General features: G+C 61.4%; 23 protein-coding genes and 2 pseudogenes. 8 read left to right on the top strand and 17 right to left on the bottom strand.

The annotated features are described in order from the left end of the window. The first annotated feature begins 138 nt into the window (after positions 1–138). On the top strand, positions 139–1,002 hold the full coding sequence (locus FQ668_RS10740) for a universal stress protein (RefSeq protein ID WP_014591745.1): 864 nt from the start codon (positions 139–141) through the stop codon (positions 1,000–1,002). A gap of 114 nt (positions 1,003–1,116) precedes the next feature. Here FQ668_RS10740 and FQ668_RS10735 read toward each other — a convergent pair whose 3' ends face one another. The 10 genes from FQ668_RS10735 to FQ668_RS10690 all read right to left on the bottom strand — a co-directional run bounded on the left by FQ668_RS10735 (position 1,117) and on the right by FQ668_RS10690 (position 12,216). Further along, positions 1,117–1,320, bottom strand: coding sequence for a formate dehydrogenase subunit delta (locus FQ668_RS10735; protein WP_014591746.1), 204 nt, complete (start codon positions 1,318–1,320; stop codon positions 1,117–1,119). Beyond that, positions 1,317–4,199 (bottom strand): formate dehydrogenase subunit alpha, encoded by a 2,883-nt coding sequence (gene fdhF, locus FQ668_RS10730; protein WP_019437209.1) that lies wholly within the window; start codon positions 4,197–4,199, stop codon positions 1,317–1,319. Before fdhF ends, FQ668_RS10735 begins: the two co-directional genes overlap by 4 nt. Then, the gene (locus FQ668_RS10725; RefSeq protein WP_019437210.1) at positions 4,196–5,755 is read right to left on the bottom strand and encodes an NADH-quinone oxidoreductase subunit NuoF; all 1,560 of its coding nucleotides are present in this window, start codon (positions 5,753–5,755) and stop codon (positions 4,196–4,198) included. The genes fdhF and FQ668_RS10725 overlap by 4 nt, the downstream gene beginning before the upstream one ends. Beyond that, positions 5,749–6,231, bottom strand: a complete 483-nt coding sequence (locus FQ668_RS10720) for a formate dehydrogenase subunit gamma (RefSeq protein ID WP_010953168.1) — start codon at positions 6,229–6,231, stop codon at positions 5,749–5,751. Before FQ668_RS10720 ends, FQ668_RS10725 begins: the two co-directional genes overlap by 7 nt. Before the next feature lie 399 nt (positions 6,232–6,630). Then, positions 6,631–7,140 carry a ProQ/FinO family protein gene (locus FQ668_RS10715; protein ID WP_019437212.1) on the bottom strand — a complete coding sequence of 170 codons (510 nt, stop codon included), beginning with the start codon at positions 7,138–7,140 and terminating at the stop codon, positions 6,631–6,633. 123 nt (positions 7,141–7,263) lie between these two features. Continuing rightward, entirely contained in the window at positions 7,264–7,818 is a 555-nt protein-coding gene (locus FQ668_RS10710) for a helix-turn-helix domain-containing protein (protein WP_010953167.1), read from the bottom strand. Between the two features lie 183 nt (positions 7,819–8,001). Then, a complete protein-coding gene (locus FQ668_RS10705) occupies positions 8,002–9,360 on the bottom strand; it encodes an aspartate aminotransferase family protein (RefSeq protein ID WP_014591751.1) in 1,359 nt (452 codons plus the stop codon). A 69-nt stretch (positions 9,361–9,429) separates the two neighbouring features. Further along, on the bottom strand, positions 9,430–10,203 hold the full coding sequence (locus FQ668_RS10700; RefSeq protein WP_019437213.1) for a gamma-glutamyl-gamma-aminobutyrate hydrolase family protein: 774 nt from the start codon (positions 10,201–10,203) through the stop codon (positions 9,430–9,432). Between the two features lie 84 nt (positions 10,204–10,287). Next, positions 10,288–11,634, bottom strand: a complete 1,347-nt coding sequence (locus tag FQ668_RS10695; RefSeq protein ID WP_003248849.1) for a glutamine synthetase family protein — start codon at positions 11,632–11,634, stop codon at positions 10,288–10,290. 27 nt (positions 11,635–11,661) lie between these two features. Then, positions 11,662–12,216 (bottom strand): helix-turn-helix domain-containing protein, encoded by a 555-nt coding sequence (locus FQ668_RS10690; RefSeq protein WP_014591753.1) that lies wholly within the window; start codon positions 12,214–12,216, stop codon positions 11,662–11,664. A 213-nt stretch (positions 12,217–12,429) separates the two neighbouring features. On the opposite strand from FQ668_RS10690, the gene FQ668_RS10685 reads away from it, so the two are divergent. Both FQ668_RS10685 and FQ668_RS10680 read left to right on the top strand, forming a co-directional pair. Beyond that, the gene (locus FQ668_RS10685) at positions 12,430–13,323 is read left to right on the top strand and encodes a LysR substrate-binding domain-containing protein (protein ID WP_050548024.1); all 894 of its coding nucleotides are present in this window, start codon (positions 12,430–12,432) and stop codon (positions 13,321–13,323) included. Positions 13,324–13,422: 99 nt separating this feature from the next. Further along, positions 13,423–14,127, top strand: coding sequence for an SDR family oxidoreductase (locus FQ668_RS10680; protein ID WP_014591755.1), 705 nt, complete (start codon positions 13,423–13,425; stop codon positions 14,125–14,127). Positions 14,128–14,229: 102 nt separating this feature from the next. Here the strand turns inward: FQ668_RS10680 and FQ668_RS10675 are convergent, their stop codons facing one another. Continuing rightward, complete coding sequence (locus FQ668_RS10675; protein WP_014591756.1) at positions 14,230–14,838, bottom strand: alpha/beta fold hydrolase; 609 nt, start codon at positions 14,836–14,838, stop codon at positions 14,230–14,232. A gap of 189 nt (positions 14,839–15,027) precedes the next feature. Here FQ668_RS10675 and FQ668_RS10670 point away from each other — a divergent pair, with 189 nt between their 5' ends. Both FQ668_RS10670 and FQ668_RS10665 read left to right on the top strand, forming a co-directional pair. Then, entirely contained in the window at positions 15,028–15,420 is a 393-nt protein-coding gene (locus tag FQ668_RS10670) for a GFA family protein (RefSeq protein ID WP_080590207.1), read from the top strand. A gap of 136 nt (positions 15,421–15,556) precedes the next feature. Further along, on the top strand, positions 15,557–16,396 hold the full coding sequence (locus tag FQ668_RS10665; protein WP_014591757.1) for a GyrI-like domain-containing protein: 840 nt from the start codon (positions 15,557–15,559) through the stop codon (positions 16,394–16,396). Between the two features lie 71 nt (positions 16,397–16,467). Here the strand turns inward: FQ668_RS10665 and FQ668_RS10660 are convergent, their stop codons facing one another. From FQ668_RS10660 to FQ668_RS10640, 4 genes and pseudogenes are all read right to left on the bottom strand, one after another. Further along, positions 16,468–17,442, bottom strand: coding sequence for a DMT family transporter (locus FQ668_RS10660; RefSeq protein WP_019437216.1), 975 nt, complete (start codon positions 17,440–17,442; stop codon positions 16,468–16,470). After that, a complete protein-coding gene (locus tag FQ668_RS10655) occupies positions 17,439–18,002 on the bottom strand; it encodes a TetR/AcrR family transcriptional regulator (RefSeq protein ID WP_019437217.1) in 564 nt (187 codons plus the stop codon). The genes FQ668_RS10660 and FQ668_RS10655 overlap by 4 nt, the downstream gene beginning before the upstream one ends. A gap of 437 nt (positions 18,003–18,439) precedes the next feature. Further along, positions 18,440–18,895: a hypothetical protein gene (locus FQ668_RS10645; RefSeq protein WP_140400476.1), complete on the bottom strand. Its 456-nt coding sequence runs from the start codon at positions 18,893–18,895 to the stop codon at positions 18,440–18,442. Positions 18,896–19,079: 184 nt separating this feature from the next. Continuing rightward, positions 19,080–19,196 (bottom strand): annotated as a pseudogene (locus FQ668_RS10640) (IS5/IS1182 family transposase); the annotation flags it as partial. Between the two features lie 165 nt (positions 19,197–19,361). Between FQ668_RS10640 and FQ668_RS10635 the strand changes: the two are divergent. After that, positions 19,362–19,988: a LysE family translocator gene (locus tag FQ668_RS10635; protein WP_026031841.1), complete on the top strand. Its 627-nt coding sequence runs from the start codon at positions 19,362–19,364 to the stop codon at positions 19,986–19,988. Positions 19,989–20,033: 45 nt separating this feature from the next. Here FQ668_RS10635 and FQ668_RS10630 read toward each other — a convergent pair whose 3' ends face one another. Together FQ668_RS10630 and FQ668_RS28965 are read right to left on the bottom strand one after the other, a co-directional pair. Next, entirely contained in the window at positions 20,034–20,342 is a 309-nt protein-coding gene (locus tag FQ668_RS10630) for a chorismate mutase (protein WP_019437221.1), read from the bottom strand. Between the two features lie 218 nt (positions 20,343–20,560). Further along, positions 20,561–20,692, bottom strand: a pseudogene (locus tag FQ668_RS28965) (site-specific integrase); the annotation flags it as partial. A gap of 97 nt (positions 20,693–20,789) precedes the next feature. Between FQ668_RS28965 and dusA the strand changes: the two are divergent. Next, positions 20,790–21,800: a tRNA dihydrouridine(20/20a) synthase DusA gene (gene dusA, locus FQ668_RS10620; RefSeq protein ID WP_019437222.1), complete on the top strand. Its 1,011-nt coding sequence runs from the start codon at positions 20,790–20,792 to the stop codon at positions 21,798–21,800. A 156-nt stretch (positions 21,801–21,956) separates the two neighbouring features. Continuing rightward, positions 21,957–22,883, top strand: coding sequence for a transaldolase (gene tal, locus FQ668_RS10615; RefSeq protein ID WP_014591763.1), 927 nt, complete (start codon positions 21,957–21,959; stop codon positions 22,881–22,883). Positions 22,884–23,032 lie beyond the last annotated feature (149 nt).

Below are 23,032 nucleotides of genomic sequence, written 5' to 3'. Positions count from 1 at the left end.
AGAACAGGCAGGGTCGGCGATTATACCGGCGGCGGCTGGCGACGCCAGTGACTATGCTTGATGTACATCAAGCGCTGGAGGGCGAAGCGCCGACTATAGTCAGGCACTGGTCGCCATCATCGAAGGGAGTTAACGCCCATGCAAGCCGTCCGCAGCATCCTCGTCGTCCTCGACCCCGCGCACGCCCACAGCCGGGCGCTTACACGGGCCAAGCTGATTGCCGGCATCACCGGCGCGCGCCTGCACTTGCTGATGTGCGACAAACGGCATGATCACAGTGCGCTGCTGAGCCTGCTGAGCAGCCAGTTGCATGATGACGGCTTCGACAATGTCACCCATGAAGAGGGCTGGCGCGACAACCTGCACGACACCATCATCCATGTACAACAGGCCGAAGGCTGCGAACTGGTGATCAAGGACCATCGCCCGGACAACCCGCTGAAAAAGGCCCTGCTCACCCCCAGCGACTGGAAACTGCTGCGCCAATGCCCGTGTGCCGTGTTGATGGTCAAGAGCGAGCGGCCATGGACCGGCGGCAAGATCCTGGCGGCGGTGGACGTGGGCAACCAGGACGAAGACCACCGCCGCCTGCATGCCAGCATCATCGACCACGGCTTCGAGATTGCCAAACTGGCCAAGGGAGAACTGCATGTCATCAGTGCCCACCCGTCGCCGATGCTGTCAGCGTCGGACCCGGCGTACCAGCTGAGCGATACGATCGAAAAGCGCTACCGTGAAGCGTGCAGCGCGTTCCAGGCTGAATACGGCATCAGGGAAGAATGCCTGCATGTGGCTGAAGGGCCGGCGGATGTGTTGATTCCCCATACCGAACAGAAGCTCGATGCCGTGGTGACGGTGATGGGCACGGTGTGCCGCACGGGCATTTCCGGGGCGTTGATTGGTAATACCTCGGAAGTGGTGCTGGATGCGCTGCAGGGTGATGTGCTGGTGCTCAAGAGCGAAGAAGCAATCGCCCACCTGGCGGAGCTGGCCCGCGGCTGAGTAGGCAATATGCAGGCCCCTTGGAGGAGCAGGTTCACCCGCGAATGCGTCATTGATTTCAACGCCACATTCGCAGGCAAACCCGCCCCCAAGGTTCCGTTGCCGCCCGGGGATCTAGACCAACGCCTCCCGCACCTTCGGGTCAAGCCCCTCCCCCACATGGGCCTCGCTCCATTCCGCCAGCTGCCGGCGCATGGCCGGCGTCCAGAAGCTCTGCAAATGCTGCCGCACCCCTTGCACCGCCAGCGCCCGGTCGGGCTCGCTGTCGAAGTAATGGGCAATCTGGTTGGCCATCTTGACCAGGTTTTCGCTGCTCATCGGCGAACCTCGGCTTTCTCCGCAGTGCGGCGCTCTTTCAGCAGCCGCTGCTGTTCATCACTGAAGTCCTGATAGCGCTTTTGCCATTGCGATGGCTGGAACACTTTCACCACTTCCACTGCCGTCACCTTGTACTCGGGGCAGTTGGTGGCCCAGTCGGAGTTGTCGGTGGTGATCACGTTGGCCCCCGACTCGGGGAAGTGGAAGGTGGTGTACACCACTCCCGGCGCCACTCGCGTACTGACCTTGGCACGCAGCACAGTCTGCCCGGCGCGGCTGCCGATGCCGACCCAGTCACCGTCGTGGATGCCACGGCTTTCCGCGTCGGTCGGGTGGATCTCCAGGCGGTCGGCGTCATGCCAGGCGACGTTGCCGGTACGCCGGGTCTGGGCGCCGACGTTGTACTGGCTGAGAATGCGCCCGGTGGTCAGCAGCAACGGGTAGCGGTTGTTGACCTTTTCGTCGGTGGGCACGTAGCCGGTGAGCATGAAGCGGCCCTTGCCACGCACGAACTGGTCGATGTGCATGGTCGGCGTGCCGTCTGGGGCAGCGTCGTTGCACGGCCACTGCAGGCTGCCATGGCGGTCGAGTTCAGCGTAGCTGACACGACGGAAGGTCGGCGTCAGGCGGGCGATCTCATCCATGATCTCGGAAGGATGGCGGTAGTTCATCGGGTAGCCCAGGGCGTTGGCCAGGGCCACGGTAGCTTCCCAGTCGGCCTTGCCAGCCAGCGGTTCCATGACCTTGCGCACCCGCGAAATACGCCGCTCGGCGTTGGTGAAGGTGCCGTCCTTTTCCAGGAAGGAACTGCCCGGCAGGAACACATGGGCGAACTTGGCAGTTTCGTTAAGGAAGATGTCCTGCACCACCACGCACTCCATGGCCAGCAAGGCCGCGGTGACGTGCTGGGTGTTGGGGTCGCTCTGGGCGATGTCCTCACCCTGGCAGTACAGCGCCTTGAAGCTGCCATCCAGCGCCGCCTCGAACATGTTGGGAATGCGCAGACCCGGGTCGGGCTGCAAGGTCACGCCCCACGCCTGTTCGAACTCGGCGCGCACGCCCTCGTTGGAGACATGCCGGTAGCCGGGCAACTCGTGGGGGAACGAGCCCATGTCGCACGAGCCCTGCACGTTGTTCTGCCCGCGCAGCGGGTTCACCCCTACCCCTTCACGGCCGATGTTGCCAGTGGCCATGGCCAGGTTGGCGATGCCCATCACTGCAGTACTGCCTTGGCTGTGCTCGGTCACACCCAGGCCGTAGTAGATGGCCGCGTTACCGCCGGTGGCATACAGCCGGGCCGCAGCGCGGATCTGCTCAGCGGGCACACCACAAACCGGGCCGAGCACCTCGGGGGCGTTGTCTGGCAGGCTGACGAAGTCGCGCCAACGGGCGAAGTCTTCGGTTTCGCAGCGGGCATCGATGAAGCGCTGGGCCAGCAGGCCCTCGGTGACGATCACGTGGGCCAGGGCGTTGAGCATGGCCACGTTGGTGCCCGGGCGCAGTTGCAGGTGCAGGTCGGCGCGGGCGTGCGGCGAGTCGACCAGGTCGATGCGCCGTGGGTCGATCACGATCAGCCGCGCCCCTTGGCGCAGGCGGCGCTTGAGTTGCGAGCCGAACACCGGGTGCGCATCGGTGGGGTTGGCGCCGATCACCAGCACAACGTCGGCCTGCATCACCGAGTCGAAGCTTTGCGTGCCGGCCGACTCACCCAGGGTTTGCTTCAGGCCATAACCGGTGGGCGAATGGCACACCCGTGCACAGGTATCGACGTTGTTGTTACCAAACGCCGTGCGCACCAGTTTCTGCACCAGGTAGGCTTCTTCGTTGGTACAACGGCTGGAGGTGATACCGCCGATGGAGTCGCGCCCGTATTTGAGCTGGATGCGGCGGAACTCGCTGGCAGCATAGGTCACGGCCTCGTCCCAGCTGACTTCCTGCCACGGGTCTTCCAGGCGCTTGCGGATCATCGGTTTGGTGATGCGGTCCGGGTGGGTGGCGTAGCCCCAGGCAAAGCGGCCCTTGACGCAGGCGTGGCCGTGGTTGGCGCCACCGTTCTTGTCCGGGACCATGCGCACCAGCTGGTCACCCTTGATTTCGGCGCGGAACGAGCAGCCAACGCCGCAGTAGGCGCAGGTGGTAATGACCGAACGCTCAGGCTGGCCAAGCTGCACCAAGCTCTTTTCCGTCAGGGTCGCGGTCGGACAGGCCTGCACGCAGGCGCCGCACGAAACGCATTCGGAAGCAAGGAAGTTTTCGCCACCCGCTGCCGCCACCCGCGATTCGAAACCACGCCCGGTAATGGTCAGAGCGAACGTACCCTGGATGTCCTCGCAGGCGCGCACACAGCGGCTGCAGACGATGCACTTGCTCGGCTCATAGTCGAAATACGGGTTGGAAACGTCTTTTTTCTCGTCCAGGTGGTTGGCGCCGTCATAGCCGTAGCGCACCTCACGCAGGCCCACCTGGCCGGCCACGGTCTGCAGCTCGCAGTTGCCGTTGGCCGAACAGGTCAGGCAGTCCAGGGGGTGGTCGGAAATGTACAGCTCCATCACGTTGCGACGCAGCCCGGCCAGGCGCGGGGTTTCGGTGCGCACCACCATGCCTTCACTGACTGGCGTGGTGCAGGATGCCGGGTAACCGCGCATGCCTTCGATTTCCACCATGCACATGCGGCAGGAGCCGAAGGCTTCGAGGCTGTCGGTGGCGCACAGTTTGGGGATGCTGGTGCCCAGCATGGCGGCGGCGCGCATGACCGAGGTGCCAGCAGGCACGCTGATGGCGCGGCCGTCGATGCTCAGGCTGACCTGCACGTCGCTTTCGCGGGCCGGTGTGCCGAGGTCGCTGCTTTTATCAGAAGCGGGGTCGAAGAAATTGATCACTGTGCGGCCTCCGTGGTGGTCAGCCCAAAATCGGCAGGGAAGTACTTGAGCGCGCTGGCCACCGGATAGGCAGTCATACCGCCCATGGCGCACAGCGAACCGTACTGCAGGGTGTCGCACAGGTCGCGCAGCAACAGCGCCTGGTCATGGCGTTCGGTGATGTCGCTGCTGGCGATCAACCGGTCGACCACTTCCATGCCCCGGGTGGAACCGATACGGCACGGGGTGCACTTGCCGCAGGACTCCTCGGCACAGAACTGCAGGGCGAAACGCGCCATGCTGGCCATGTTCAACGTATCGTCGGCCACCACCACACCGCCGTGGCCGAGCATCGCGCCCACGGCAGCAAACGCTTCATAGTCCAGTGGGGTGTCGAAATGGCTGGGGGGTACCCAGGCACCAAGCGGGCCACCGACCTGCGCGGCCTTCAGCGGCCGGCCACTGGCCGTGCCACCGCCATAGCCTTCCACCAGCTCGCGCAGGGTCAGGCCGAACGCGCGCTCGACCAGGCCACCCTGGCGAATGTTGCCGGCCAGCTGGAACGGCATGGTGCCCAGCGAGCGGCCCATGCCGAAATCGCGATAGAACGCTGCACCCTTGGCCAGAATGATGGGCACCGAAGCCAGGGTAAGCACGTTGTGCACCAGCGTCGGCAGGCCGAACAGCCCTTGCAGCGCAGGCAGCGGTGGCTTGGCGCGGACGATGCCACGCTTGCCTTCGATGGATTCGAGCAGCGCGGTTTCTTCGCCGCAAATATAGGCGCCGGCGCCCACCCGCACCTCCAGGTCGAACGCCTGGCCGCTGCCGGCTACGTCAGCACCCAGATAGCCAGCGTCACGCGCGATGGCGAAGGCCTGGTCGAGTACCCGGATGGCATCGGGATACTCCGAGCGCACATAGATATAGCCCTTGTCGGCACCCACGGCGAGGCCGGCAATGATCATGCCCTCGATCAGCAGGAAGGGGTCGCCTTCCATCAGCATGCGATCAGCGAACGTGCCCGAGTCACCCTCGTCAGCGTTGCACACCACGTACTTCTGCCCGGCGCCAGCATCACGCACGGTGCGCCACTTGATGCCGGCCGGGAACGCCGCACCACCACGGCCACGCAGGCCGGAGTCGAGTACTGCGGCAACCACTTCGGCACCGTCCAGCGCCACAGCGGCCTCCAGGCCTGCGAAACCGCCGTTGGCACGATAGTCGTCCAGCGACAATGGGCGGGTGATGCCAGCGCGAGCGAACAGCAAGCGTTGCTGGGTCTTGAGATAGGGTATTTCTTCGACCGGCCCCAGTGCCAGCGAGTGGCCACCGGGTTCGCCCGCCAGGGCATCAAGCAGTGACGGCACATCGTGTGGCGTAATCGGGCCGAAACCCAGGCGCCCTTGCGCACTGTCGCACTCGATCAGCGGCTCCAGCCAGTAAAGCCCGCGCGAGCTGGTGCGCTGGATGTCCAGCGGCAACTGGCGGCGCTCGGCCTCGCGTAGCAGGGCCTCGGCGACCTGGTCGGCACCCACGGCACGGGCTACGGAATCACAGGGAATGTACAGCTTCAGCATGCTGAGTCCTCCCGGCAACCATTGACCAAGTCTCGCAGGCGCTCAGGGGTGAGTCGCGCGTGCACCTGGCCGTCCAGCTCCAGCGCTGGCGAGCAGGCACAGGCACCCAGGCAGTAAACAGGGCGCAGGCTGATGGACCCGTCGGCGCTGGTGCCGTGGTCGTCCAGTGCCAACTGTTCACGCAATTGCGCGGCCAGGGCTTCGGCGCCACGGCTCTGGCACGACTCGGCACGGCACAGGCGCAGGGTGTGGCGCGCGGGCGGCGCGGTGCGGAAGTCGTGATAAAAGCTGATTACCCCACGTACTTCAGCCAGGCTGAGGTTCAGGGCATGGGCAATTTCGGGGACCGAGGCATCGGGGATGTAACCTATCTCGTGCTGGACGGCATGCAGGATCGGCAACAGGGCACCGGGGGTGTCCTTGTCGCGGGCCAGAATGCGCTGGATTACAGGCAGGTGGAGCAATTCATCAGGCATACAGCGGACCTCGGCATCACGGACCCTGCCTGATTGTTTTAAGGGGCAGGTTTCCGGCGTGTTCTGCTGCGGCGCACCGTCCACGTCACAGTTGCGTGGTACGGGTGGCCTCCTCGCCCACGGCCGCACGTCTGCGCGCACTGACCCTTGGGCATCCTGCTAGCATGGCACTTGTAGCGCCGAGGGGTTGTATACGAGCGACCAGGCGCATTCTGAAACCGACGCACGTGATTACGCCCCGGCATCAGCTGCCACGGCTTGCATATCAGGTGGGTCTTGAAACCATCGTTACATGCACCAGGCCTCGAAACCGAACCTGGTCCATTACCGGGCCTGCCAGACGGCAGCCCCGCAATGGGCTGCCATCCAGCATGGCTACACGGCAGAACGCGACTGAGTTCAGTCGGTGGACTGCACCGTTACGGTGTCGGCGGCGGGGGCCGGAGCCTGGGCCTTTGACTTCGCACGATTGCGTCGGTCCTGGCTGCGTTGCCGCGCAGCTTGCTGCTTGGCATGCAGCGCCTGAGCGGCGGTCACAGAACCTGCGGCCTGACCATTCAGGTCAAGGCGAGGAGCATTCTCCACCATGCTTGCCCAGTATCGAGCGCCCCGGCACCACGTGGAAATGCCCAGCTTGAGCTGTTCGCGGGTCAACCCAAGCAGCTCCAGGTGTTGCTCGGCATCCTTGAAAATGCCCTCCTTGAGCGGCACCTTGGGGGCCGGGTTGACCGGGAAAGCCAAGGGAAAATGCTTCTGCAGTGGCCAGATCGCTGCCACCGCCGGGTCCATCTCACGCGGCTTCGCCTGCGGGGGCGACTTGCGCTTGGGCGGTTTCGCGCTATCGGCCTTTACCTGCCCTTTTTCCGCCCGCAGGCGGTCTCGTAGCTCAGCTAGTTGTTCAAAACCCATTGTTCATTCACTGCTTCGAAGTTGATTGCGTGGTGCAAGGATACCCCATGCAGCCTGCACATTGCTTGCAGGCCAACTTTCCCGGCTAGCCGAAGCACAATGCGCATGCCTTTGCGACGGCCCTCAGCTGAACACCCAAAGCACGCGTGTGGGCTTGTCGGTCAGGTTGGCGTAACGAAAACGGGCGTGGGGTTGCAATTGAAAACTGTCATTGGCGTGTAGCGTGACCGGTTCAGCATCGCCCAACCACACCGTCAGTTCGCCTTCGAGCACGAAGCAACCCTGCTCCGAGCTGTCGTCCAGGTACTCCTCGCCACTGCTGGCCCCCGGCTGCAAATGGCTATCGAGCATGGAAAACGCGCCCGTTATCGAGGGCGATGCCAGCACATCGGTAATGCCACCCGCCAGGTGCAGCGTGCGACGCTCGTGCGGGCGGGTCACCCAGTCGAGCTCGCGGGGTTTGTCCAGCTTGTAGAAGTAGGCTGTGGATACACCGAGCTCTTCGCTGATGGCAGTGAGATCGGCCACGGTCGGGCGTGATACGCCGCGTTCGACCTGGGACAGAAAGCCCACCGAACGGCCGATGCGCTGTGCCAGTTCGCCCAGTGTCAGGCCCTTGAACTTGCGCAGGTCGCGAATCAGTACTGCCAGGCCTTCGATTTCTTCGTGCACTTTCATGGTTGAATCGCGACTTTCAGACGGGAAATGGATGCCCAGAAAAGTACAGGATTCATTTCACAAAGCAAAATGCTTTGCGGGTGGTGCCTGACGTGAAATGTACGATTGCGGCTCCGATCGAGCACCGCGCGGGCGGCGCTCGATCTCACAGGTGCTGAGAACAGCTAACCAGGCCCTCTGCCGTTACCGAACAGCCTCATAGGTCAGGTCCAGGCACTTGCGGGCTTTCTCTACCAATTCGTCGATCTCTTCGATACTGATCACCAGCGGTGGCGCGATGATCATGGTGTCGCCTACAGCGCGCATGATCAGGCCGTTGTCGAAGCAGTGCTGGCGACAGATCATGCCGACACCTTTGCCTTCATGACGGGCACGGGTGGCCTTGTCTTTCACCAACTCGATCGCACCGAGCATGCCCAGGCCGCGCACTTCGCCTACCAGCGGGTGGTCGGCCAGTTCGCGCAGGCGTTGTTGCAGATACGGCGCGGTTTTATCGTGCACCTGCTGGATGATCTGCTCGTCACGCAGGATCCGCAGGTTCTCCAGGCCCACCGCTGCCGCCACAGGGTGGCCGGAATAGGTGAAGCCGTGGTTGAAGTCGCCGCCTTCACTGATGACCTTGGCCACCTCGTCACGCACAATCACCCCGCCCATGGGGATGTAACCGGAGGTCAGGCCCTTGGCGATGGTCATCAGGTCAGGCTTGAGGTCGTAGTAATCGGTGCCGAACCACTCACCGGTACGGCCGAACCCGCAGATCACTTCGTCGGCGACGAAGAGGATGTCGTACCTGGCCAGGATTTCCTTGATCTTCGGCCAATAGGTCTGCGGTGGAATGATCACGCCACCGGCGCCCTGGATCGGCTCGGCGATGAAGGCAGCAACGTTGTCCACGCCAACTTCGAGGATCTTCTTCTCCAATTGCTCGGCCGCCCACACGCCGAAGTCGGCCTCGGTCATGTCGCCGCCTTCGCCGAACCAGTATGGCTGCGGGATGTGCACGACATCCGGGATCACCCCGCCCTGCTGGTGCATGCCACTCATGCCGCCCAAGGCCGCGCCCGCCACGGTAGAGCCGTGGTAGCCGTTGATGCGGCCAATGATGACCTTCTTGTTCTTCTGGCCCTTCAGTGCCCAGTAATGGCGGACCATGCGCAGCACGGTGTCGTTGCCTTCGGAGCCGGAGCCGGTGAAGAACACGTGGTTCATGCCTTGCGGGGCCACCTCGGCGATCGCCTTGGCCAGCTCCAGCGCGGGCGGGTGCGCGGTCTGGAAGAACAGGTTGTAGTAAGGCAACTGCTTCATCTGCTGGCTGGCGACCTCGGCCAGCTCATCGCGACCATAGCCGACCGCCACGCACCACAAGCCGGCCATGCCATCGAGAATCTTGTTGCCCTCGCTGTCCCACAGGTACACGCCCTTGGCCGAGGTGATGATGCGTGGGCCTTTCTCAGCCAGTTGCCTGACATCGCTGAACGGGGCCAGGTGATGGTCGCGGCTCATGGTTTGCCAGGCAAGGGTCTGCGAATTCTGTTCACTCATTGACTTCACTCCATCAAGTTGCGCAGCCGCGCTGCGAGGGTATTTTTTTCAGGTGGGAAAGTTGGCTGCTCAGGCAGACAGCAACAGCCTCTGGCGCAGCACCGAGCGGTGCCGGCAGGCCTTGCCAAAGGACTGGAAGATGGCCAGGTAATGGGGGTTATCCATGACCTGGAACTCGGGGTGCCATTGCACGCCCAGGGCAAAGCCCTTGCTGCTCTCGACCGAAATCGCTTCCACCAGGCCATCGGGTGCCAGCGCCTCCACCCTCAGCCCGGGGGCCAGTACGTCGATGCCTTGGCCGTGGATGGAATTGACGTCGAATATCGCCGGCAAGCCCATGCGGTCGAGCATGCCGCCAGGCTCTACATGCAGGGTGTGGCGCGGCCCGTATTGCTTGTCGAGGGGCTCATCCTTGCCTTCGCGGTGGTCCATGAACATGCCGGTCTCGTGGACCTTCTGGTGCAGGGTGCCACCCAACGCCACGTTCATTTCCTGGAAGCCGCGGCAAATGCCGAGTACCGGTACGCCGGCGGCAATGGCGGCGCGCATCAGCGGCAACGTGGTGGCATCGCGCAGAGGGTCGTGATGGGTGCCCGCGGCACTGGCCGGGCCGTTGTAGTGGTACGGCTCGATGTTGGACGGCGAACCGGTGAAGATCAGCCCATCCACCACGTCGAGAATATCGGCGCTGTCCATCAACTCACCGAGGCTGGGAATGACGATGGGCAGCCCACACGCCGCCTTGGCTGCCGCGCGCGCGTACTTCTCGCTGATGGTCTGGGTTGCATGCAGCTCAATCATGCTGGTGCATGCGGTAATGCCGATCACGGGCACACGTGGCATATCTTCCTCCGGCAAATCCATATTGCGCGTTGTATTGAAACGGTAGAAAGGGAGGGTGCAGCGTCGCTGTTCCAACCTCGGCACCTACAGGAACCAGCGGTATTCGCGGGCATCGATGTGGTGCATGAAGTCCAGTTGCTCCTGGTATTTGTTTTCGCAATAGACCATCACGAACTCGCTGCCCAGGCCTTCGTTGACCACCGGGTGGTGACGCATGGCGGCCAAGGCGCTGAGGGCATCCTTGGGGAAGTCGATGCCGCTCTGGCGGTTGTCGTTCAGCGGGGCGATGGGCTCCACGCCGCGATCCAGACCATGCTCCATCCCGGTCAAAATGGCCGCCAGCACCAGATACGGGTTGGCGTCGGCGCCAGCGAGGCGGTGCTCGATGCGCAGGTTGCGCGGGTCGGACTCAGGGATGCGGATGCACGCGTCACGGTCTTCGAACCCCCAGCTGGCCTTGCTCGCCGCGTTGACCATGGCGCCATAACGTCGGTAGGCATTGTGGTTGGGGGCAAAGATCGGCATGCAGTGCGGCAGCAGTTCCAGGCAGCCTGCCACCGCATGGCGCAGCTTGCGCTGTTCGCTTCCCGCCAGGATGTTATTGCCGGCAGCGTCGTACAGGCTGACGTGCACATGCATGCCGCTGCCTGGCGCGTCCAGGTAGGGTTTGCTCATGAAGCTGGCACGGTAGCCGTGCTTCATCGCGATACCGCGGGTACTGCGGCAGAACAGTGCCGACCAGTCCGCCGCACTGAGGGCATCGTCGCTGTGCGAGAAGTTGATCTCGAACTGGCCTGGGCCCAGCTCTGCGGTGATGACGTTCGCCGGCACGCCCTGCTCGTTGGCGCCATCGACCATCTCGTGCAGGACCGACGAGAAGCGTGACAACCGCTCGATGTGCATGTTCGGCTGATCGTCTTCATCCTCGGTCGCCGTGTCACGTGGATACTGTGGCAGGCCGTTATCAAGCTTGCGGTCGAACAGGTAGAACTCCAGTTCGAACGCCACCACCGGGCGGATGCCACGCTTGGCCAGACGCTGAAGCACACGCGCCAGCACTTCACGAGGCTCGAATTCGATCGGCTTTGCAGTGCCGTCGGACGTGATCAGCATCTGGGCGATCACTTCCTTTTCCCAGCGCACCGGCTTCAGCGTACCCGGCACCAGGCGCCGGGCGGCATCCGGGTCGCCGTCGGCGAAGCAATAGTCACCAATCGGGTAAAGGCCGCCCTGGGTACCCAGCAGCACGCAGTTCTGTGGCAGCTTAAGTGGCGCACCGGCTGCGACTTTTTCCAGCATGTCCATGGGGTAGCGCTTGCCGTAGAAGTGCCCGGGGATGTCCAGCGCAATCAGGTCGACATAGCGAATTGCCGGGTGTTCTGCTCGGAACGAGCGCACTTCAGCCAGCAGATCCGGAAAGATGACACTCATCTTCTTATCCTTGTGAGGTGAACGAATTCAATTGAAGACCCAGAGCACACGGGTGGTTTTATCCGTCAGGTTGGCGTAACGGAACGGCGCATGGGGTTGCAGCTGGAAGCAGTCGTTGGCTTGCAGGGTCACGGCATCGCCCTGGTCCAGCCACACCGTGAGTTCGCCCTCGAGCACGAAACAGCCCTGCTCGGAACGGTCGCTCAAGTACGCCTCCCCACTGGTGGCGCCCGGCTCGAGAAGGCTGTCGAGCATGGAGAAGGCGCCTGCGATGGTCGGCGAGGCCAGCACGTCGGTGATGCCCGACTCCAGGTACAGCGTGCGCCGCTCGTGGGGGCGCGTGACCCAGCCAATGCTGCGGGGCTTGCTCAGGTTGTAGAAATACGCTGTTGATACGCCGAGCGCTTCGCTGATAGCGGTGAGGTCTGCCACGGTCGGGCGCGAAACGCCCCGCTCGACCTGGGAGAGGAAACCCACCGAACGGTTGATGCGCTCGGCCAGTTCACCCAAGGTCAGGTTCTTGAATTTGCGCAGGTCGTGAATAAGGATCGCGAGGGCTTCAACCTCTTCGTGCATCTTCATCGTTTCGGACTGCCGTGAAATTTTTAGACTTATTTTTCATGAAAATTTACACGAAAAATTTCACGCGTCAAGCCGAACGATGGAATTGGCCAGCCGCCAACAGAGGGCTTGCTGCGCAGCGAGGTGGATTGGCTGCGGTGGCGCGGGTTTCTTTACAGGCGCTCGACGAGTAGCCTCGTGGCTGAATCCTCCAGCCCGACCCTGTCCATCCCCATGCCAAACGGTTTCCCTGATTTGCCCTCACTCAATGCGCTACGTGTGTTCGAAGTGGTTGCCCGCCACCTGAACTTCCGCCTGGCCGCCGAAGAGCTGGGGGTGACCCAGGCGGCAGTGGCACAACAGATACGCGGGCTGGAAGCGAGCCTGAACCTTCGTTTGTTCGAGCGCCTGCCCCGGGGCCTGGCACTGACCGATGCGGGGCTGGGCTACAGCGGCAGCATTCGCAACGCTTTGGCGATGATCGATGAGGCAACCCGCCTGCTGCGGCCACAAGCGTCTCACCTGACGGTCAGCGTGACACCAACCTTTGCCTCCAAATGGCTCATTCCCCGGTTGGGCAGCTTTGCGCACAGCCATCCGGACATCGATTTACGTGTACTGGCCACAGATCGGCTGTCCCACTTCAATACCGACGGCGTGGATCTCGCAGTCCGCTATGGCAAGCCCGACATCGGCACGGGCTTGAACAGCGAACTGTTGATGGAACAGCGTATCGTCGCCGTGGCCAGCCCAACGTTGTTCGAAGCCAGCAAAACCCCCACCAGCTTCGAGCAGCTTCAAGCGCTCACCCTGCTCCACGATGCCCATGATTTCTGGCCTCGGTTCCTGGCACAAGTGTTCCCGCAACACGGGCAAGCGACTGCCAGAAACCTGCGGTTCAACCAGACTTCATTGGCCATTGATGCCGCCATCAGTGGTCAGGGTATTGCGTTGGCAAGCCTGGCGTTCGTCAGTGATGACATCGTCGCGGGCAGGCTGACCCAGGTCTTCGCTCAGCAACTCAGGCTCGATAAGTCGTTCTACCTGGTGTGGCCACGAAAGTTGCAGCAGCCGGAGTCTCTAGGCATCGTCCAGCGCTGGCTCAAGCAACAAGCAGGCAATAGTTAATCTACTGCCTTGCTGAAGTTTAGCTGTCTCCCTCGCTGCTAGGACTGCTGCTAATTTTAGTGCGCCTAAGCATTCAGCCATTAACGTTCCGGAGGCAGCATGTCAGTAGAAAAAGTTGCGATCATCACAGCAGGTGGCAGTGGTATGGGCGCGGCAGCGGCACGGCGCCTGGCCGCTGACGGGTTCAAGGTTGGCATCCTGTCCTCCTCGGGCAAGGGCGAAGCCCTGGCTGCCGAGCTTGGTGGTATTGGCGTAACAGGTAGCAACCAGTCGGTTGAGGACCTGAAACGCCTGGTCGATGCCGTGGTGGAAAAGTGGGGGCGCATCGACGTGCTGGTCAATAGCGCCGGCCATGGTCCGCGCGCGCCAATCCTGGAAATCAGCGACGAAGACTGGCACAAGGGCATGGACACCTATCTGCTCAATGTCATTCGCCCGACTCGCCTGGTGACGCCCTACATGCAGCGCCAGAAAGGGGGCGTGATCATCAACATTTCCACCGCCTGGGCGTTCGAGCCGAGTGAGCTGTTCCCGACGTCTGCAGTGTTCCGCTCGGGCCTGGCCGCATTCACCAAAATCTTCGCCGACCAATTTGCCGGGGACAACGTGAGGATCAACAACGTCCTCCCCGGCTGGATCGACAGCCTGCCAGCCACCGAACAGCGCCGCGACAGCGTGCCGCTCAGACGCTATGGCACCTGCGAGGAAATCGCCGCCACCATTGCGTTTCTTGCCAGCGAAGGCGCTGCCTACATCACCGGGCAGAACATCAAGGTCGATGGCGGCTTGACACGTAGCGTTTGATTGCCTATCGGCCCGCAGGCGCTGCTGTTGCCGTCGCTTCCTGCGAGGATGACGGAGCAGGCCTGGAAGACGGGAACAACCAGCCCTTCACCAACGCTGCCTTCAGCCAAGGTGCTTGTCGATCAGTCGCGCGACAGCCTTGGCATGCGTATGGCCGAGATCATGGCCGGCCTCGGGGAACACCTCCAGCGTGGCATCGGGTATCAATTGCACTAGCCGCTGACCAACCGTGATCGGACTGATCGCATCCTCTGCGCCCCAAAGCAGCAGTACCGGGAGTTGCAGTTCGTGCAATTGGCTGGACAGGTCGGTGCGATCATCCAGGAACCAGCGTGGCAGGGTTGGGTAATCTGCTTCGAACGCCTCGCGCCAGTCCGTAGCACCCAAAGCAGGGAGGTTCAAGCCGCCCGAGGTGGCGGCTAGAACCAAGTGAGTGACCAAGTCGGGGCGCTCAAGTGCGATAAGCACTGCGACAACCCCGCCCATTGATTGCGCCACCAAGGCCGTGGGCCTGTCGATTTCTGCGATCGCCATCTCGGCGAGATGCTTCAAACCGGTGATGTTCGGCTTGGCTGGTGTACTGCCAAATCCAGGCCAGCCCATGTGTTGCGCGGCAATTGACGTTTCGAGGGCTTCGGCGACCGGGCACCAGAATTGTGTGTTGCCGGAGGCGCCGGGAAGAAACAGTATCTTTTCGGGGGTATTAGTCATGGCTCGGTCCTTGAGTCAGGGATAAAGAAACTTACGGCCATTCAGCACTATTCGCAAATGATGTCCGCTCAGGGCCGTTAGCGCCTCTGGATCGGGCTGAACAGCTTTGCTCGCCCGTGATCGCAGGCCAGTCGACTGATCGAACCAAGGCGTTTACGCTGGCGCTTTCCCACCTGCACGGAAGCGCCAATGACAGAGGCATACCAAGGAAGCTGCTTGTGTGCAGCAGTCTCTTACCTGCTACTCACCCCACCCAAGGCAGTGACCCACTGCCACTGCAGCCAGTGCCGCAAAAGTCACGGCGCCGCATTCGCTTCGTACGGCAGTATTCCGCGCAGCATGCTGCGAATATTGCGCGGCGCTACCAGCATCAAGGCCTTTTCTTCATCACCGACGGTTACGCGCGAGTTCTGCACGGAGTGCGGCTCGACCTTGTTCTGGTCACGCGCCCAAGGTGAGTTTGCCGACTGGATTTCGATAGCGCTGGGAACGCTTGATACTCCGTTCCTGCCCAGGAAGCAGAAACATGTTCACGTCGACGCTGCTGCCCCTTGGTACTCACCCTGTAACCCTGACTCATAACTCTTGGCAGCACATCAAGCCACCCGATAGAGCAATCACGGCTAGGCACCCCGGTGCCTGAACAACGGATGCTAGCGCTTACCGCACCTTCCAGAGATTCCGTTCGTTGACTGACTCACAGCACAACCCTAGCTACATGAAACGGTTCGAAACCGTGCTTGCCTACATCGACAGCCACCTCGAAGGTGACCTGTCGGTGAATGCCTTGAGCCGCATCGCTAACTTCTCGGTGTTTCACTTCCATCGGCAGTTCACGGCCTACATGGGCGTTCCGGTTTCACGGTATGTGCAACTGATGAGGCTTCGACGCGCAGCGCATCAACTGGTCGCCTCGCCCGCGACGCCCATACTGGAGGCCGCATTCGGCGCCGGTTTCGAAAGCCCCGAAGCCTTTGCCAGAGCGTTCAAGCGCGCCTTCGGCATGGCGCCGAGCACGTTCGCCAAGGCGCCGAACTGGCAGGCCTGGAGTGCGGTATTCAATGTTCCTCACCGATCCAGGAGTATCACCATGCAGATCCGTATCGTGAATTTCGCCGAAACCCGCGTGGCCGCGCTCGAACACCAAGGGCCGCCCGGCCTGGTCAGCGAAAGCGTCGCGCGTTTTCGCCAATGGCGCATGCAAAGTGGCCAGTCGCCTGTGGCCAGCAGCCGTACCTTCGGTATCCCCTACGACAACCCCGACACCACCCCGGCCCACGCCTTTCGCTTTGCCGTGTGCGGCGAGATAGACGAGGCAGTGCACCCCAACGATTTCGGCGTGCATGAACGGGTTATACCGGCAGGGCGTTGTGCCGTGATTCGACATACCGGCTCGCCTGACTATATTGGCGAAACCATCTACCCGCTTTATCGTGACTGGCTGCCATCGAGCAACGAAGAACTGCGTGATCATCCGTTGTTCTTTCATTACCTGAGCGTCTATCCGGAAACACCACTGGAGCAATGGCAGACGGACATCTACGTGCCGCTGAAATAGGCTGAGCCATGCACAGCGGGCGTAGCCAACTTGGCCGGCCCAGACGCATGGCCGGGCAACCGAGCCGGGGATCAGATACGTACCCTGGATGCCTCGCCATGCGTCTGGAGGCGTGTTTGCTTGCGATAAAAGGCGTGAATGGCCCACACCACCCCTACGAACAACAAGGCTGTTCCAAGCGCTTCCATAGGAGACGGCCAGCGTTGGTTGATGAGCAGGCCCATCGTAGTTGCATAAATGGTCCCGCTGGCGATCAATTGCCCGCTCAGCGCCAGCGGAAGACGCCGCGTTGCGATTGACCATGCCCAGGCACCTGCAAGGGTGGCCCCTAACCCCTGAATCAGCCCACAGACGATCAGCGCCTGAGTACCTGCCAATCCGCTCGGATGGCTAGCGAAATGAGACAGTTTCAAGTACAGCCCAACCGGGATGAACGCCAGCATTTCGACGCTGCACATGAAGATCAACATGGCTGACCACAACATGGGAGACATGCTTGGGCGTCGAGCCAAAGCACTTTCATTCAACAGACCAAAACCGGTCCAGAATGCGATTGCCAACAACGATGCAAGCAACCCAAGCAGTAACGACGCGGTCGGGAGCACTACCGCCGCACGGCTAGCATCAAACACGCTCAGATTGACCAGGCTGATGCCCAGGGCCGCCACCAGCAGTGGCCCGACAATGGCGCGCCAGGGCACGCTGGCACTGCGCAGGTTGCCGGCAATCGCAAGCACGATCGGTACTGACCCCATCATCACCGGAGGGATCACCGGCCCGGCTGCCAAGACCGCAGTGGTGATCAGGAAGAAGTAGCCAATGTATCCCAAGAAGCCCAGCAGTGCGGCACAGGCCCAGTCAATCAGTCGCAATTGCCGCACTTGGCTACGGTAAACGAATAGCACCAGCAGGCTACCTAACCCGGCAAAGGCATAGCTCACCACCGCCAGGTCAAAAAGGCTGTAGTCACCGACCAGCCCCGGAAAGATGTAGAGCAGTGACCAGGAAAAGGTGGCGGCAATGGCCGCTAACAAGCCCAGGGTCATACGCCCTGCTCCTGCCTCTGGATCCAGCAATGAGCTATCTGTCGGGCAGTGTCGAATACCCGCATGTCCTGGCCCATCGCGCCGCTGACAAAACTGCCTTCCAACAAGATAAACAACCCTTGGGCAACTGCGTCGGGGTCGTTTATACCGGCGCTTATGGCCAAGGCAGCAAGGTTTTCGCGTATCCCTTGCTTATGCCTGCTCACTGCCAAATGCACGGGGTGGCTAAACTGGGGGAATTCAGCCGCACTGTTAACGAACAGGCACCCGCGCTCGCTATCTTTTAAAAGAAAACGTTCATACAAATCGAAAAAAGCAAGCATGCCACTGACCGGCTCAGGATGCCTGTCCAGGGTGCGCGCTACCTCTTCACGCCAGCGTCGGTCACGCTCCTCAAGGCAAGCCACTATCAGCGCATCCTTGGAGGGGAAATGGCTGTAGAGCGTCATCTTGGTAACACCCGCCATCGCGGCAATGGCCGTTACCCCCGTCACATATAAACCTTGCGACAGAAACAGCTTCAGCGCGGCATCAATCAAACGCTCACGGGTATTGTCCAATTCAAGGCACTCCGGCAAAGGGACGGAGCTGACTATACTGACCGGTAAGATTAAGGCCGCATCCAGATGCGACCTGGAGCATGGCCGCTACGACACAGAGCGCAGCAGCAAAATGCAGGCCTGGCCAATCAGAAACTTGCTACGCCAGCTAAGCGCCCCTGCACTTGGGATGCGAATCTGGGCTGTGTGGCTGATCGTGCTGTCTAACTTCTTGCGATACACCGCTTGGCCCAACGTGTCTTGGCCATGCAGGTGGCAACTGTGGTTACCGAGATCGATCCCGCCCCGTGCTGACTCGCTCGTGATGATGGCCTCCAAAACAAAACACCCTGCGAAAGCTCAGCCCTCGCAGGGTGTGGGGGTGACCCGTTCATTTAGCCGGGCCTACGCTGAGCTTTCGTGCACGCTAAAGCCGGTACTGCATGGATGCGGTCAAATCATCGATCATTTTTTGAAGAAGACCCGACAGCGTTGCTGAGGCCTTTCGAATTATGATCGCCTGGCGTCGTTCGAGAGATGGCCGTGGACTTGGCCAAACCGCGAGTGTCCTTGGAGTGAGCGACACCCGAGGTGGTGGTGCCATGACCGTTGTCGCTGTTGCGCGAGCTTCCGTAATGATTGCCGCTTACCCCATGATCGCGTGTCGCCTTTCCAGCGTGATCACTTCCAAGGCCCTTCCCGCTTCCACTATGCCCTCCCATGCCACCGCCATGTCCGGCGCCGTTTCCACCGCCATGTCCGCCGCCACCGCCATGACCACCGCCACCACCGCCGCCGCCACCACCGCCGCCCTTGGCATAGGCGGAACTGATAGGGGAGATATCGGCAGGCAAGAATGCCGTCATCCCAAGTGCCAATGCACAAGCAAAGACAGCAACCAAAGGTTTTTTCATTTTTTGTTCGGCTCCGGAGGCGCGAGTGGGTGGCTAAGTGCGGGTTGGACCTGACACAGACACCAAAGTTCTCGCATGCCGACAGACTGCCAGGTAAACGCCGATCACGTTTTCCCGAGCGCGTAATGAGCAACATCTCGACCGCGCCAGCCCATTTTTCGGCCGATAGCGCAGCGTTCAATAACTACCGGCGCCCCATCCACAGGTTCGACAGCGCAAACAACGTGGTCCGTTGTGCAGTGTTCTTGGCCAAGCCACGAAAGCGAGGCTTCACATAACCGAACTGGCGCTTGAGCGGACGACTGTGTCAGCACAGGTAGTCTGCCCCGTCCTGACGTGTTCGGAAAATCCTCAGCCAACCAAGCAGGGCCGAGCCCGCCAGTGCTAACAGCCCTTGAGGTTCCGCCTTGCTATTGGCGTCTCCCACCGTCAGGATGGATGCTTCATCAGGCTTAAGGAGAGAGCCGTGTTTCCCATGAACGTGTGGTTCGCCTATACCGCCGCCTGCGTACTGTTGGTGCTGGCACCGGGCCCTGACAACTTGTTGGCCATTGGCCGCGGTCTCAGCCAGGGTAAAGTCGCAGCGGCTGTATCCGGCATGGCGTCAGGCGCAGGCATTCTGTTTCACGTTGCAGCTGCTTCGTTAGGCTTGACCCTACTGATGCAAACCTCGGTGCTCGCATTTTGGGTGATCAAGCTCATTGGTGCCGGCTATCTGCTCTGGCTAGGGATCAAGGTTCTGCGCGCTCGTAGCCTGATAAGCTTTCAGCCGGCGTCCAGGCAATCTCTGCCCAGCATTTTTCTGACCGGTCTGCTTTCGGCTGCGCTCAACCCCAAGCCAGGTTTGTTCGTGCTGGCGTTCATTCCCCAGTTCGTCGACCCCGCACTCGGGTCGGTCAGTGTGCAGATGATGGTTTACGGCGTGTGGTTCGCTGTACTCACGGCATTGGGGTTTGCCTTGATGGGCATTTTCGCCACGGGACTGTCTCGCTACCTGTACCGGCGGCCACGGCTGGTGAATGGGCTGAACGTGGGCGCAGGCCTCACCTTCGTTGCCTCCGGCGTCTCGATTGCGGCGTTGAGCCAGAGATAGCAAGCAGGAGAAAGCGGCGGGGCTGCATATGAGCCCCGCGTTTCATCACGATGCTGAAGCCTCGTCGGCCAACTTCGCATGGGTGTTCAGCTCCTCAGCGATGAAGGCCGATATCATCGCCCGATAGACCTGCTCCACCACCTCAGCCGAGGCACCGGTTTCGTCAGCCATCTCACGAACCTTCCTGATCACTTGCTCGAACCGGGCAGGCGCACGCACATCATCGGTGGTTTTCTTGAAGCCCGCTGCTTGCGTCACGAGTTTTCCACGTTTGGCGAGAAGCGAAACGAGGCTGCGGTCGATTTCATCGATCCGTTGACGGACTTCGTCCAGAGAGGTGCAAGGTACATCCATTTGCTTGACTTCCTTTTCATGAACCTGCGATGGATTGGAGCAGGCTGTCGTGGGTGATCGGGGCGTGCAGTGTAGCTTCTATGCTAGGTTCGCTTCACGCTCCTCAGAGGGGGTGTAACGCCGCAGGGATATCCCAATCCATTTTCGAATAACCAGCTCACGCTGCGTGGCGCAGATCGTGATAATGCAGATCTTCCACGCCAACCATCTTTCGCCCCGGCTTGAGCAGCCTGCTTGCGGGCGAATGTCTGGGACTCTTGGTAGACTAGGACACCCTTTTTCTTGAGGCGGACCTGGACGGTATAGCTAACCGTCGAATCGGCCTTTTTCCTTGCTCTGATCGTTGCCATGATTTCCGGTGGTACGAGTGTGATTGGCGGCGGTAGCCCGCACCACTGTCAAACCCAACACGCCCCCAGAAAATGGTACATAACTGCGTAGCCCAGAATGCTCCTAGAAAACGCTTCAAAGCCACAAACCACGCGCCCTGAGCCGTCACGCCGCTTCAGCGTTGCACCCATGATGGACTGGACCGACAGGCATTGCAGGTTCTTCCTGCGCCTGCTCTCCAGGCAAACCCTGCTCTACACCGAAATGGTCACCACCGGCGCCCTGCTGCACAACGACGCCCACCGTTTCCTGCGCCACGATGCTTCTGAGCACCCGCTGGCCCTGCAACTGGGTGGCAGTGTGCCGGCCGACCTGGCCGCTTGTGCGCGGCTGGCTGAAGAAGCGGGCTACGATGAGGTCAACCTCAACGTTGGCTGCCCGAGCGACCGGGTGCAGAACAACATGATCGGCGCGTGCCTGATGGCTCACCCGGCGCTGGTGGCCGACTGCGTGAAGGCCATGCGTGATGCCGTATCGACGCCTGTCACGGTGAAGCACCGCATTGGTATCAACGGCCGTGACAGCTACGCCGAACTGAGCGACTTCGTCGGCCAGGTGCGTGAGGCCGGCTGCCGGAGTTTTACCGTGCATGCACGCATCGCGATTCTGGAAGGGCTGTCGCCGAAAGAGAACCGCGAGATTCCGCCGCTGCGCTATGACATCGCAGCGCAGTTGAAAAGAGACTTCCCGGACCTGGAGATCGTGCTCAACGGCGGGATCAAGTCCTTGGACGAATGCCAGGCACACCTTGAAACCTTCGATGGCGTGATGCTGGGGCGCGAGGCGTATCACAACCCTTATCTGCTGGCCGAGGTGGACCAGCAGCTGTTTGGCAGCGATGCGCCGGTGGTCAGCCGTAGCGAGGCATTGGCGCAACTGCGGCCTTACATCGTGGCGCATATGGAAAGTGGCGGCGCGATGCACCACGTTACCCGGCATATTCTGGGGCTGGCCCAAGGATTCAAAGGGGCGCGGCGCTTCCGTCAGCTGCTGTCGGCAGACATTCACAAGGCGGCCGAACCCTTGGCAGTGTTTGACCAGGCCGTGGAGTTGTTGCAGGGGCGGTAACCTCAGAGGGAGGGAACCTCGGGCTTGCTTGCGACTCGAATCTTCACCTTTCGTACAGCCCTGTGCGGGCCAGCGGGTCCGCAGGGTTTCGGCGGCCCTTGAGCGGCTGCCGGGGCTCGGGTAATGTCGAGTAAATGCACAGGACAGAGCACGCCCATGACCTCCAAGCTGGAACAACTCAAGCAGTTCACCACCGTGGTCGCCGACACCGGGGACCTGGACGCCATCACCCGCCTGAAGCCGGTCGATGCCACCACCAACCCGTCGCTGCTGCTCAAGGCTGCTGCCATCCCGGGCTACGCCGACCTGCTGAAACAGGTGAAGGCCGACGCCAAGGGTGATGTCGACCTGGCCTGCGACAAGTTTGCGGTGGCGGTAGGCTCGGGCATTCTCAAGGTCATCCCGGGGCGCATCTCCACCGAGGTGGATGCACGCCTGTCGTTCGATGAGCCAGCCCTGCTGAACAAGGCCCGTCAGCTGATCACCCTGTACGAGGCGGCCGGAGTGGCAAAAGAGCGTGTGCTGATCAAGCTGGCCTCCACCTGGGAAGGCATTCGCGCCGCCGAAAAGCTGGAGAAGGAAGGCATCCAGACCAACCTGACCCTGCTGTTCTCCTTCGCCCAGGCCCAGGCTTGCGCCGATGCCGGGGTGTTTTTGATTTCGCCGTTCGTGGGCCGCATCTACGACTGGTACAAGAAGAGCACCGGTCAGGAATACGTGGGCGCCGAGGACCCAGGCGTGCAGTCGGTCACGCGCATCTACAACTACTACAAGGCCAATGGTTACAACACCGTGGTCATGGGCGCCAGCTTCCGCAATATCGGCCAGATCGAACAACTGGCAGGCTGTGACCGCCTGACCATCAGCCCCGAGCTGCTGCAGCAGCTGAGTGATGATCAGGGTGAGTTGCCGCAGGTGCTGAAACCGGGCAAAGCCGGTGAAGCCAAGCAGCACCTGAACGAAAGCCAGTTCCGCTGGGCGATGAACGAAGACGCCATGGGCACCGAGAAGCTGGCCGAAGGTATTCGCCAATTTGCGCGGGACCAGGAAAAGCTGGAGAAGTTGATGGCTGAAAAGGCCTGATACAGTTCGTGTTTGCCTGACGGGCGGGAAGTGTTCAGTATTTTCCGCCCGTTTTGTTTGCCACGCCTTAGTTGTGTATTGAATTCTCGGGCCTGTTCGCGGGCAAGCCCGCTCCTACACCGATCGATGTAAGGGCGGGCTTGCCCGCG

The sequence above is a fragment of the Pseudomonas sp. Kh14 genome (assembly GCF_900291005.1).
Lineage (GTDB): Bacteria > Pseudomonadota > Gammaproteobacteria > Pseudomonadales > Pseudomonadaceae > Aquipseudomonas > Aquipseudomonas alloputida.
The sequence above is the reverse complement of the archived record's forward strand: the minus strand, read 5'-3'. Positions and strand labels throughout refer to the sequence as shown.